The 12073-nt window shown below is 73.7% G+C and carries 12 protein-coding genes and 1 tRNA gene; all 13 read left to right on the plus strand.

The window, feature by feature from the left end:
* Positions 1-135: 135 nt before the first annotated feature.
* The gene (locus tag KIK08_RS33265; RefSeq protein ID WP_214407289.1) at positions 136-1119 is read left to right on the plus strand and encodes an LLM class F420-dependent oxidoreductase; all 984 of its coding nucleotides are present in this window, start codon (positions 136-138) and stop codon (positions 1117-1119) included.
* A 103-nt stretch (positions 1120-1222) separates the two neighbouring features.
* Positions 1223-2137 carry a site-specific tyrosine recombinase XerD gene (locus tag KIK08_RS33270; RefSeq protein WP_214407290.1) on the plus strand — a complete coding sequence of 305 codons (915 nt, stop codon included), beginning with the start codon at positions 1223-1225 and terminating at the stop codon, positions 2135-2137.
* 216 nt (positions 2138-2353) lie between these two features.
* Complete coding sequence (locus KIK08_RS33275; RefSeq protein WP_214407291.1) at positions 2354-3133, plus strand: N-acetylmuramoyl-L-alanine amidase; 780 nt, start codon at positions 2354-2356, stop codon at positions 3131-3133.
* A gap of 196 nt (positions 3134-3329) precedes the next feature.
* Complete coding sequence (locus KIK08_RS33280; protein WP_214407292.1) at positions 3330-4280, plus strand: ParA family protein; 951 nt, start codon at positions 3330-3332, stop codon at positions 4278-4280.
* Positions 4277-5122, plus strand: a complete 846-nt coding sequence (locus KIK08_RS33285) for a segregation and condensation protein A (RefSeq protein ID WP_408004771.1) — start codon at positions 4277-4279, stop codon at positions 5120-5122. The genes KIK08_RS33280 and KIK08_RS33285 overlap by 4 nt, the downstream gene beginning before the upstream one ends.
* A complete protein-coding gene (scpB, locus tag KIK08_RS33290; protein ID WP_308258048.1) occupies positions 5115-5804 on the plus strand; it encodes an SMC-Scp complex subunit ScpB in 690 nt (229 codons plus the stop codon). The genes KIK08_RS33285 and scpB overlap by 8 nt, the downstream gene beginning before the upstream one ends.
* A 41-nt stretch (positions 5805-5845) precedes the next feature.
* A complete protein-coding gene (locus tag KIK08_RS33295; protein WP_214407293.1) occupies positions 5846-6622 on the plus strand; it encodes a pseudouridine synthase in 777 nt (258 codons plus the stop codon).
* Positions 6623-6710: 88 nt separating this feature from the next.
* Positions 6711-7385, plus strand: a complete 675-nt coding sequence (gene cmk / locus KIK08_RS33300; RefSeq protein WP_214407294.1) for a (d)CMP kinase — start codon at positions 6711-6713, stop codon at positions 7383-7385.
* A 68-nt stretch (positions 7386-7453) separates the two neighbouring features.
* Positions 7454-8044: a lysophospholipid acyltransferase family protein gene (locus KIK08_RS33305; RefSeq protein WP_214407299.1), complete on the plus strand. Its 591-nt coding sequence runs from the start codon at positions 7454-7456 to the stop codon at positions 8042-8044.
* Between the two features lie 26 nt (positions 8045-8070).
* A complete protein-coding gene (der, locus tag KIK08_RS33310) occupies positions 8071-9486 on the plus strand; it encodes a ribosome biogenesis GTPase Der (protein WP_214407300.1) in 1416 nt (471 codons plus the stop codon).
* Positions 9487-9554: 68 nt separating this feature from the next.
* A complete protein-coding gene (locus KIK08_RS33315) occupies positions 9555-10241 on the plus strand; it encodes a response regulator (protein ID WP_214407295.1) in 687 nt (228 codons plus the stop codon).
* A 26-nt stretch (positions 10242-10267) separates the two neighbouring features.
* A complete protein-coding gene (locus tag KIK08_RS33320) occupies positions 10268-11479 on the plus strand; it encodes a sensor histidine kinase (protein ID WP_214407296.1) in 1212 nt (403 codons plus the stop codon).
* Between the two features lie 103 nt (positions 11480-11582).
* Positions 11583-11656, plus strand: a tRNA-Pro gene (locus KIK08_RS33325).
* The last annotated feature ends 417 nt before the right edge of the window (positions 11657-12073 follow it).

The raw sequence follows: 12073 nt of genomic DNA on the forward strand, positions 1-12073 counted from the left end.
CCGGCCCGCTCGCTGACCAGCGTCCTGCGCTGGAGCCTCTGGCGCCGCCGCCACCAGTTCCGCGCCCGCCGATGCCACTACCAGCGCCGACAAGAACAAGATCACGATCTACGGCTGTAGTACTAGGGTCGGATCATGCGCTTCGGGATGTTCGTTCCGCAGGGGTGGCGGCTCGACCTGGTCGGCATCGACCCGGCCGAGCACTGGGCCACGATGAAGGGCCTGGCCCAGCACGCCGACGCCGGGCCGTGGGAGTCGATCTGGGTCTACGACCACTTCCACACCGTGCCCGTGCCCACCGACGAGGCCACGCACGAGGCGTGGACGCTGATGTCGGCCTTCGGCGCGGTCACCGACCGGGTGCGGCTGGGCCAGATGTGCTCCTGCATGAGCTACCGCAACCCCGTCTACCTGGCCAAGGTCGCCGCCACCTGCGACGTCGTCTCCGGCGGGCGCATCGAGATGGGCATCGGCGCCGGCTGGTACGAGCACGAGTGGCGCGCCTACGGCTACGGCTTCCCCGGCGCGGGGGAGCGGCTGCGCATGCTCGACGAGGGCGTGCAGATCATGCAGCAGGCCTGGACCACCGGGAAAGCCAGCCTCGACGGGCGCCAGTACCAGGTCGACGGGGCCATCGTGCGCCCGCTGCCGCTGCAGGAGGGCGGCATCCCCACCTGGATCGCCGGCGGCGGTGAGAAGGTGACCCTCAAGATCGCGGCGAAGTACGCGCAGTACACCAACTTCGACGGCAGCCTCGAGGGCTTCACCCACAAGTCGCGCCTGCTCGAGGAGCACTGCAAGGACGTGGGCACCGACTTCGGCGCCATCACCCGCTCGTCGAACTTCAACATCATGATCGGGGCGACCGAGGCCGAGGCGCAGGAGCGCCTGGACCGGGTCATCGAGCGGTTCCGCCCGCACGTCCCGCAGCAGCAGCTCGACCGCTACATCGGCATGTACCGCAACTCCGCGTTCGGCACGCCCGAGCAGCTGGTCGAGCAGTTCCGCAAGGTCCAGGACGCGGGCATGACCTACGCGATCTGCTACTTCCCCGACCTCGCCTACGACCGCAGCGGGCTGGAGCTGTTCGAGCGCGAGGTGATCCCGGCCCTGGCCTGACCCCCGGCGTGCTCGCGCGCCGCGAAACACCCGCCGGGGTTCGTCGAGCCCCGGCGGGATCCGGTCTAGCCTCGGGGCCCCAGTCCCCGACCCCAGGCGCGTCGTGACCCCGGAATCCGCCGTCGAGGCGTTCCTGCACCACCTGACCGTGGAGCGGGGCAGCGCCGCGAACACCCTGCGCTCCTACGCCGCCGACCTGCGCCGCTACCTCGACCACCTGCGCTCGCGCGGCATCGACCGGCTGCAGGCGGTCCGGGAGGGCGACGTCGCCGAGTTCGTCACCGCGCTGCGCAGCGGCCCGACGCCGCTGGCCGCGTCCTCGGCCGCCCGGGCGCTGGCCGCGGTGCGCGGGCTGCACCGCTTCGCCGTGCGCGACGGCCTGCTCGACGAGGACGTCGCCCGCGAGGTCGCCCCGCCCGCGGTGCCGCTGCGGCTGCCCCGGGCGCTGTCGATCGACGAGGTCGACCAGCTGCTCGCGGGCTGCATCGGCGACGGCCCGGCCCCGCTGCGCGACCGGGCCCTGCTGGAGCTGCTCTACTCCACCGGCGCGCGGATCTCCGAGGCGATCGGCCTCGACGTGGACGACCTCGACGTCGAGCACCGCACGGTGCTGCTGCGCGGCAAGGGCGGCAAGCAGCGGATCGTGCCGGTGGGGCGGCCCGCGCTGCGCGCGGTCGACGAGTACCTGGTGCGGGCCCGTCCGGAGTTGGCCGCGCGCGGTCGGGGCGGTCCGGCGCTGCTGCTGAACGCCCGCGGCGGGCGGCTATCGCGGCAGAGCGCGTGGCACGTCCTGCGGGCCGCCGCGGAGGCGTCCGGGGTCATCGGGGCGCACCCGGTCTCCCCGCACACGCTGCGGCACTGCTTCGCGACCCACCTGCTGGCCGGCGGGGCGGACGTCCGCACGGTCCAGGAGCTGCTCGGGCACGCCTCGGTGAGCACCACGCAGCTCTACACGCACGTCACCGTCGACACCCTCCGCGAGGTGTACGCCGCGTCGCACCCCCGGGCGCTGGGGTGACGGCGGGTGCTCGGATCCACGGCGCGTGCGCTCGTCCGGGCGTACTCGACCGGGTCGGGCCTTGAGGCCTCTCATCGACACCGGACAGCCGTTCGGCTGTATGGCTATGGGCCGATCAGCTGTGACGCAGGCCGTCGGTCGCCCCGTGGAGACCGGCCGCCTGTCAATGTCACGCTCCGAGATGACAACCCCGGCGTCATCGCCGACATTCGGAGCGTGAGGATCATCCCCCGCGCCGAGTGGGGCGCCCGGTTCGCGCGGGGCTTCGGCCCCGCCCCGCTGCCGGCCCGCGAAGTGTGGCTGCACCACTCGGTGACGGCCGCGCCCAACGCGTCGCCGCCCTACGACGACGATGACGCCGCGGTCCGCACCCTGGAGGACATCGGCCAGCAGCGCTTCGGCGGCGGTATCAGCTACACCTTCGCGATCACGCCGAGCGGGCGGGTGTACGAGGGCCACGGCATCGACCGCCGCGGCGCCCACACCGGTGGGCGCAACAGCATCTCGCGAGCCATCTGCCTGATCGGCAACTACGAGGTCACCCAGCCGTCGCAGGCGATGCTCGACTCCGTCGTCGAACTGCTGCGCGAGGGGGTGCTGCGCGGGTGGTGGCCGTCGGCGCAGCTCACCGGGGGCCACCGCGACGCCCCCAACGCCAGCACCAGCTGCCCCGGCCGCTTCGCCCACGCGGCCATCCCCACCATCAACGGCCGAACCTTCGGCATGACCGCCCAGGAGGAAGAGTTGAACGCCGACGAGGCCCGGATGCTCGCCGAGATCCACTTCCAGACCACCGGCGCGCTGCCCAACCGGCGCGGCCCGCAGGGCAACGCGATCCCCAACGGCGGCGCGGACACCCTCTTCGGCTACGCGATCAACGCCGACGGCTCCACGTTCCGCGCCGAGCGGGAGCTGCTGCCGCAGATCCTGAGCACCCTGCAGAGCATCGAGGCGCGCCTGGCGGCGCTGGAGGCGCGGCGCGACGCCGAGGTCTGAGCGCGTGACCCGGCCGGGCCCGTCGGCCGGCGCAGCGGGGTGGGCCGGGGCGACCAACGCCGGGCCCACTCCCGAACGCCCGCACGATTGAACGACACGCCCACGGCGGGGCGCGTTGCCGGTCGTCGTCGGTGCCTCTTACGCTGCCCGGAACGGCCTCCCACGGCGGGGCCGCACGCGAGAGACCGGAGCCGGCATGGACACCTCACAGCCGTCCGACGCGCGCCCGCAATCGCTCGGCCGTGACATGGAGGTCACCCGCGAGGCCCAGGACGACGGCGACGCGACCGAGTCGCTGCCCGACGACGCCGCCGCCCCCGCGACCGACACGCGCGGCCGGCACCGGGTCGTCGTGCCCGTCCCCGCCCCGCTCACCGAGCACGGCCCGGCGCGGGTGATCGCCATCGCGAACCAGAAGGGCGGCGTCGGGAAGACCACGTCGACCATAAACCTCGGAGCGGCGCTGGCCGAGTACGGCCGCAAGGTGCTGCTCGTGGACTTCGACCCGCAGGGCGCACTGTCGGTGGGCCTCGGCGTGCCGGCGCACGAGCTGGAAGACACGATCTACAACCTGCTCATGGAGCGCACCGCCGAGATCGACGACGTCATCCGGGAGACCGGCGTCGAGGGCATGGACCTGCTGCCCAGCAACATCGACCTGTCGGCGGCCGAGGTCCAGCTGGTCACCGAGGTCGGCCGCGAGCAGGCGCTGGGCCGGGCCATCAAGCCCGCGCTCGACCGCTACGACTTCATCCTCGTCGACTGCCAGCCGTCGCTGGGCCTGCTCACCATCAACGCGCTGGCCTGCGCCGACCAGGTCCTCGTGCCGCTGGCGTGCGAGTTCTTCAGCCTGCGCGGGGTGGCACTGCTGATGGACACCATCGACAAGGTCAAGGACCGGCTCAACCCCGACCTGCGCATCCTCGGGATACTGGCCACCATGTTCGACCCGCGCACGCTGCACACCCGCGAGGTGCGCCAGCGCGTGCTGGAGGCCTTCGGCGACCTGGTCTTCGAGTCGACCATCAACCGCACGGTCAAGTTCCCGGAGACCACCGTGGCCGGCGAGCCCATCACCACCTGGGCGCCGACGTCCAACGCCGCGGAGTCCTACCGGTTGCTGGCCCGCGAGGTCGTCGCCCGGTGACCCTGGTCGACAGCGACCTCCCGGGCGGCGCGGGCGACCCGGAACTCGTGACCGGGCCGCGGCGGCCCCGCTTCCAGGTCCGGCTGCACAACTTCGAGGGCCCGTTCGACCTGCTGCTGCAGCTGATCGGCAAGCACCAGCTCGACATCACCGAGATGGCCCTGCACACCGTCACCGACGACTTCATCGCCCACCTCACCGCACTCGGCGACGACGCCGACCTCGACGAGACCACCGAGTTCCTGGTCGTCGCGGCCACCCTGCTCGACCTCAAGGCCGCGCGGCTGCTGCCCGACGCCGAGGTCGAGGACGCCGAGGACCTGGCCCTGCTGGAGGCGCGCGACCTGCTGTTCGCCCGGCTGCTGCAGTACCGGGCCTACAAGCAGGTCGCGGCGCTGTTCGTGGAGCTGGAGGCGGGGGCGCTGCGCCGGTTCCCCCGGTCGGTGGCGCTGGAGGAGCGCTTCGCCGCGCTGCTGCCCGAGGTGCTGCTCGGCGTCGAGCCGGAGGCCTTCGCCGACCTGGCCGCGACGGTGTTCCGGCCCACGCCACCCCCCACCGTCGGGCTCGACCACCTGCACGCCGCACAGGTGTCGGTGCCCGAGCACGCCGCGATCCTGCGCGAGCGCCTGATCGCGCTCGGCTCGGCCACCTTCGCCGAGCTGACCGTCGACTGCACCACCCCGCTGGAGATCGTGGCCCGCTTCCTCGCCTGCCTGGAGCTCTTCCGCGAGCGCAGCGTCGAGCTGGATCAGCCGGAGGCCTTCGGCGAGCTGACGGTACGCTGGGTGGCGTCCGGTTCCCCGGACAGGAGCACCACCCCCGAGCTGGATGAACGTGAGTGACGACCGGCTGCCCAGCCATCCCCGCACCCCCCTCGACACCGTGTCGAACCCCGCACCCGACGTCGCGCCCGTCATGACGGCGCCGGTCGGGTCGTTCGTCGACGTCGCGGGAGAGCCGATCGAGGAGGCCGGGCCGGCGCTGGGCCCCGACGACGAGCTCGACGCCGCGCTGGAGGCGCTGCTGCTCGTCGTGGACGCCCCCACCGAGGCCGACGCGCTCGCCGACGCGCTCGACCAGCCGGTCGCCCGGGTCCGGGCGGCGCTGCGCCGGCTCGCGGCCCGCTACACCGAGGACGGCCGCGGCATCGACCTGCGCCACGCGGGCGGCGGCTGGCGGTTCTACACCCGCGACACCTACGCCCCCTACGTCGAGCGCCTGCTGCTCGACGGGCAGCGCGCCCGGCTCACCCGCGCCGCGCTGGAGACGCTGGCCGTGGTGGCCTACCGCCAGCCGGTCACCCGCGCCCGGGTGTCGGCCGTGCGGGGCGTCAACTGCGACGGAGTGCTGCGCACCCTGCTGACCAGGGGCCTGGTGCAGGAGGCGGGAGTCGACCCGTCGACGCAGGGCACGCTGTTCCGCACGACCGAGCTGTTCCTGGAGCGGCTGGGGCTGTCCTCGCTGGACGAACTGCCGCCGCTGGCCCCGCTGCTGCCCGACGTCGACGCCATCGACGAGCTGTGACGCCGGGCGCGCACACGAGTACGACACACAGGATGGGTGATATGGGTACCGAGACACGGCCCGACGGCGTCCGCCTGCAGAAGGTGCTGGCCCAGGCGGGGGTGGCCTCCCGCCGCGCCGCCGAGGAGCTGATCGCGGCGGGCCGGGTCACCGTGGACGGCAAGGTCGTGCGCGAGATGGGCCGCCGGGTCGACCCGGCGACCGCGGTCGTGCACGTCGACGGCTCGCGCATCGTGCTGGGCGAGGACATGGTCTACCTCGCGCTGAACAAGCCGCGCGGGATCCTGTCCACGATGTCCGACGACCAGGGCAGGCCCTGCGTGGGCGACCTGCTCGTCGAGCGCGGGATGACCCAGGAGGAGTTCACCGGCGGCAACCGCCCGCGGCTGTTCCACGTCGGCCGCCTCGACCAGGAGACCGAGGGCCTGCTGCTGCTCACCAACGACGGCGAGCTCGGCCACCGGCTGATGCACCCGTCGTTCGAGGTGGAGAAGACCTACCTCGCCGAGGTGCACGGCCAGATCCCGCGCGACCTCGGCCGGCGCATGCGCGAGGGCGTCGAACTGGAGGACGGGCCGGTCTCGGTCCGCTCCTTCAAGATCATCGACTCGCACGCCGGCCGCTCGATGGTCGAGGTCGTCATCCACGAGGGCCGCAAGCACGTGGTGCGCAGGCTGCTCGACGAGGTCGGGTTCCCGGTGCAGCGGCTCGTGCGCACCGCGATCGGCGACGTCGCGCTGGGCAACCAGCGCGTCGGCCGGTTCCGCCCGCTGAACAACGCCGAGATCGGCTCGCTCTACAAGTCCGTCGGCCTCTAGCAGCCCCGCCCGACCCGCAGGGCATGATGGTCCCGCACATGACGTAGGGGGCGAAGCGGTGGCGGGGCGGTTGCACGGGGTCGTGGCGATGGACGGACCGTCCGGCACCGGGAAGTCCACCGTCTCGCGGCGGCTGGCGGCGGAGTGCGCCGCGGCCTACCTCGACACGGGCGCGATGTACCGGGCGCTGACCCTGGCCGTGCTGCGGGCCGGCCTGGACGGCGAGTCCGCGGCGTCCGCCGACGTCGCGGTCGGCGCCGTGCGCTCGGTCCGCTCGGTCACCGATCCCAAGGCGCCCGCGCTGCTGCTCGACGACGAGGACGTCGAGCCGGAGATCCGCGGGCCGGAGGTCACCCGGGCCGTCAGCGCCGTCTCGGCGTTCCCCGAGGTGCGCGAGGCCCTGGTGGGCCGCCAGCGCGAGCTGATCGCGGACGCCGTCGCCGAGTCCGGCGGCATCGTCGTCGAGGGCCGCGACATCGGCAGCGTCGTCGTCCCGGACGCCCCGCTCAAGGTCTACCTGACCGCGTCGGACGACATCCGCGCCGCGCGCCGGGCGGCCCAGGACCGCAAGGCCGGCCGCGCCGCCGACCTGGACCGGGTCCTCGCCGACGTCCGCCGCCGCGACCGGCTCGACTCGACCCGCAAGATCTCCCCGCTGCACGCCGCCGCGGACGCGCTGGTCCTGGACACCGACGAGCTCAGCGTCGACGCCGTCCTTAAGCGGCTGCTGGAGCTGGTCGCCGAACGGGGCATGGTGTCGTGAGCAGCGGCGATACCCGCGCCGCCGCCGACCTGCCGCCCACGGCCTGGCCCTGGCTGCACCGCGTCGCGATGTGGATCGGCACCTGGCTGTTCGTGCCGTTCTACCGGGTGCACGTGCACCACCTCGACCGCGTCCCGGCCGTCGGTGCGGTGGTGCTGGTCGCCAACCACAGCGCGATGGTCGACGGACCGCTGCTGTTCGGATTACTCCGGCGCCGTTCGGTGTTCCTGGTGAAGCAGGAGATGTTCGTCGGTCCGCTGGGCTGGGCGCTGGTCCGGATCGGGCAGGTCCCGGTCCGCCGGGGCACGCCCGACCGCCGCCCGCTGATGGCGCTGCTCGACGTGCTGCGCGGCGGTGGGCTGGTCGGGGTCTTCCCGGAAGGCACCCGCGGCAGCGGCGAGGTCGAGGCGGCCCAGCACGGCGCGGCCTGGCTGGCCCGCTCGTCCGGGGCGGTGGTACTGCCGGTCGTGTGCCGGGGCACCCGTCGCCCGAACGGCGCCCGTCGCCGCTTCCGCCCGCGGGTGGACGTGATGGTCGGCGAGCCGCTGCAGATACCCGCCGGGGGCGGCCGCACAGGCCTGACCACCGGAACCGAGACCGTCCGCGCCGAGCTGGCGCGGATGGTGCGAGAGCTCGACCAGGTACGGAGTACAGCGTGAGCACCAATGCAGAGGACCGCGCGGCGATGGACCGGCTGGGGATCGACCCCGCCGAGTTCGTCGCCGTGGACGGCGACGACGTCGCCGCCCCCGCCGGGCGCGAACCGGAGGACGTCGAGCCGATGCCGGTGCTCGCCGTCGTCGGGCGGCCGAACGTCGGCAAGTCGACACTCGTCAACCGCCTGCTCGGGCGGCGGGAGGCCGTCGTCGAGGACATCCCGGGCGTCACCCGCGACCGCATCGCCTACGACGGACTGTGGAACGGGCGGCGCTTCACGCTGGTCGACACCGGCGGCTGGGAGCCCGACGCGTCCGGCCTGCAGGCGGCGGTGGCCGCGCAGGCCGAGCGGGCGATGCAGACCGCCGACGCGGTGATGCTGGTTGTGGACGCGAGCGTCGGCGCCACCGCCACCGACGAGGCGGTCGCCCGCGTGCTGCGCCGCTCCGACCGGCCGGTGCTGCTGGCCGCCACCAAGGTCGACGACGACCGGCTCACCGCCGACACCGCCGCGCTGTGGCGGCTCGGGCTCGGTGAGCCGCACCCGGTGAGCGGCCTGCACGGGCGAGGCTCGGGCGACCTCCTCGACGCCGTGCTCGAGGTGCTGCCGCAGAGCCCGCGCGACCGCTTCACCGACGGCACCGGCGGCCCGCGCCGGGTGGCGCTGGTGGGCAAGCCGAACGTCGGCAAGTCCAGCCTGCTCAACAAGGTGTCCGGCGAGGTCCGCTCCGTCGTGCACGACGTCGCCGGCACCACCGTCGACCCCGTCGACTCGCTGGTCGAGCTCGACGGCGAGGTCTGGCGCTTCGTCGACACCGCCGGCCTGCGCAAGCGCGTGCGCCAGGCCAGCGGCACCGAGTACTACGCCAGCCTGCGCACCCGGGCCGCGATCGAGGCCGCCGAGGTGGCCGTCGTGCTCGTCGACGCGAGCGAGCCGCTGGCCGAGCAGGACCAGCGCGTCATCAACATGGTCGAGGAGGCCGGGCGCGCGCTCGTCCTGGCGTTCAACAAGTGGGACCTCGTCGACGAGGACCGCAGGCTGGCGATGAAGCGAGAGCTGGAGCGCGACCTCGTGCGCGTGCCGTGGGCGGAGCGGGTCAACATCTCCGCGCTCACCGGCCGCGCCGTGCAGAAGGTCGCCCCCGCGCTGCGCACGGCCCTGGAGTCCTGGGACAAGCGCATCCCCACCGGCCAGCTCAACGGCTGGCTGTCGGAGGTGATCGCGGCGACACCGCCGCCGGTGCGCGGCGGCAAGCAACCCAAGGTCCTGTTCGCCACCCAGGCGGCCACCCGCCCGCCGACGTTCGTGCTGTTCGCCAGCGGCTTCCTGGAGGCGGGCTACCGCCGGTTCCTCGAACGGCGGCTGCGCGAGCAGTTCGGGTTCACCGGATCGCCCGTGCGGATCTCCGTCCGGGTGCGGGAGAAGCGGGGCCGCAAGCGCTAGTGCCCACCTGTACCCCGGACGGCGGAGCCCAGCGGTCGAGGGGCGTCCCAGCGGCCTAGGGTGCTGGGATGACCTCGAACGGCGCCGCCCCCGCGACGGCGCCGTCGCGCGCCCACCCGGTGCGGGTCGTGCTCGCCGAGGACGAACCGCTCATGCGGGCGGGCCTGCGCACGGTGCTGGAGGCCGGCGGCGACGTGCGGGTGGTCGGGGAGGTGGGCGACGGCGCGGCCCTGCTGGTCGCCGTCGACGCGCACCGCCCCGACGTCGTCCTGGCCGATGTGCAGATGCCCGGCACCGACGGCCTCACCGCGCTGCGCCTGCTGTGCGCCCGCCCCGACGCACCGGCCGCGGCCGTGCTGACGACCTTCGACCTCGACGACTACGTGGCCGAGGCACTGCGGATCGGCGTGCAGGGGTTCCTGCTCAAGGACGCCGAGCCGGACGCGCTGGTGCGCGCCGTGCTCGACCTCGCAGCCGGCGGCGCCGTGCTCGACCCGCGCATCACCGCCCGGCTGCTGCCCCGGCTGGCCGCCAGCTCCGCGGCCCCGGCGCGGGCCGACCCGTCGGACCTGACCGCGCGCGAGCGGCAGGTGCTCGGCGGCGTGGCGGCGGGGGAGTCGAACGCGACCATCGGCGCCCGCCTCGGGCTGGCCGAGGCGACGGTGAAGAAGTACGTGTCGGGGCTGCTGATGAAGCTCGGCGCCGAGAACAGGGTCCAAGCGGCGCTGTTGGCCCGGAGTTGGGGGATCGACTGAGCACGGCGGCGGGGGAGGCGGGGACGATGCGGGTGGCGGTGGAGCGGCTTCCGCGGTGGGTGCGCCTGGCCGGGACCGAGGTGGCCGCCGTCGGGCTGCCGGCGGTGGCGGCCTCGCTCGGGCACCCGCCGTTCAGCTGGTCGCTGGTCGCGACCCTGGTCGCCTGCGCCCTGCTGCCGCTGCGCCACGTGTGGCCGCCACTGGCGCTGCTCGGCGGGCTGTGGGGGCTGGCGGGCGGCCTGGGCTGGCCCCCGGCGATCGTGTCGCTGTACGCGCTGGGCCGCTGGGCCGGGCGCATGTCGAGGGTGTGGCCGTGGCTGCTGCTGCCCGTCGTCGCGTCGGTCACCCCGGTGCTGCTCACCCAGGACCTGGCGTGGTCGGACGTCGTGCTGACGATCGCCTTCGTCGCGCTCTACGCCGGCGCCCCGGCCGCGATGGGCCTGCTGGTCAGCACCCGCGCGCGGCTCATCGAGAGCCTGGCCGAGCTGCGCCGGGCCCGCGCCAGCGCCACTGCCGCCGCCCAGGACGTCGCCCGCGCCCAGGAACGCGCCCGGATCGGTCGGGAGATCCACGACTCGGTCGGCCACCACGCCACCCTGATCGCCGTCGGCGCCGCCGCGCTGGCCGCGCAGACCACCGACGAGACCGCCCGCCGCTCCGCCGAGCACCTGCGCGGCCTGGCCAAGCGCGCGCTCGCCGAGATGCGCGCCGCCCTCGGCCTGCTCGACAACGGCACCGAGCCCGTGCAGGGCCTGGCCGAGATGGCCGCACTCGTCGAGGGCGCCCAGGCCGCCGGGGTCGAGGTGCAGGTGGACACCATCGCGGCGGGCGAGCCCGCCGAGGTGCCCGCGGCCATCGGCCGCGCCGTGTACCGGGTGGTCCAGGAGTCGCTCACCAACGCCGTCCGCCACGCCCCCGGCGCCCCCGTCCACATCGAGGTGCGCCGCCGCCCCGACGAGCTCGACGTCCTCGTCGTGAACCCCGCCCCACCCCGCGCGACCCGCCGCCGTCGGGAAGCCTTCACCACCGGCGGCGCCGGCCTCACCGGCCTGGCCGAGCGCGTCCTGACCGCCGGCGGCACCCTGTCCGCCGGCCCCGCCGCGGGCGGCGGCTTCACCGTCCGCGCCACCTCCCCCCTCGCCCCCACCCCCGACCCCCTACCGCTGAGTACCCACGAAAGTCGCCTCACCGGGGCGACCAACGGCGGTGGCGGGCGTCCTGATCTCGACGGACACTGACCCCCTCGCAGGTGCGGTACCGGGCACCGTCGGGGGAGCCACGACCGGTGGGAGGGGCCGGACGAGCGTGTTGTAGGCTTGGCGAGCCTCCTTCGGGGGGTGCCGGGACGTGGCGCAGCTTGGTAGCGCACTTGACTGGGGGTCAAGGGGTCGCAGGTTCAAATCCTGTCGTCCCGACGGCACAGCGGGCGGTTCTCCTTTGGCGAGGAGGACCGCCCGCTGTCGTATCTGACCTGCGAAAACAGGCTTCATTGGCGATCTTGTCGCTCGGTCCAGATGGATCTTCAGTGGATCATCCACTGTGGGTGTTCGGGCGCAAGAAGGAGCGAATGTGGAGCGACGCGTCCTGGGCTTTGACCAAAACGGCGAAGTGGGGTCAAGTTCCTTGCTCTAAAGCACCAAGTGGGTCAAGTGTGACTGATATCACTAGTTGAGACTGTCATCCCTGAAGGAGCGGGGCCGGTCAACCCCCTGTTCTTGCTGTTGATCTTTGTTCTGGGGGTTCTCCGCCGGGTTCTGGGCGCGTCGAGGTAGGCGGCGGGGTCAAGGAGCGCCCGTCAGGGCGCCCGCGCAGCGGCCGGAGGTCCTTGACGC

Source organism: Pseudonocardia lacus (assembly GCF_018531445.1).
In the GTDB taxonomy this organism is placed as follows: Bacteria; Actinomycetota; Actinomycetes; order Mycobacteriales; family Pseudonocardiaceae; genus Pseudonocardia; species Pseudonocardia lacus.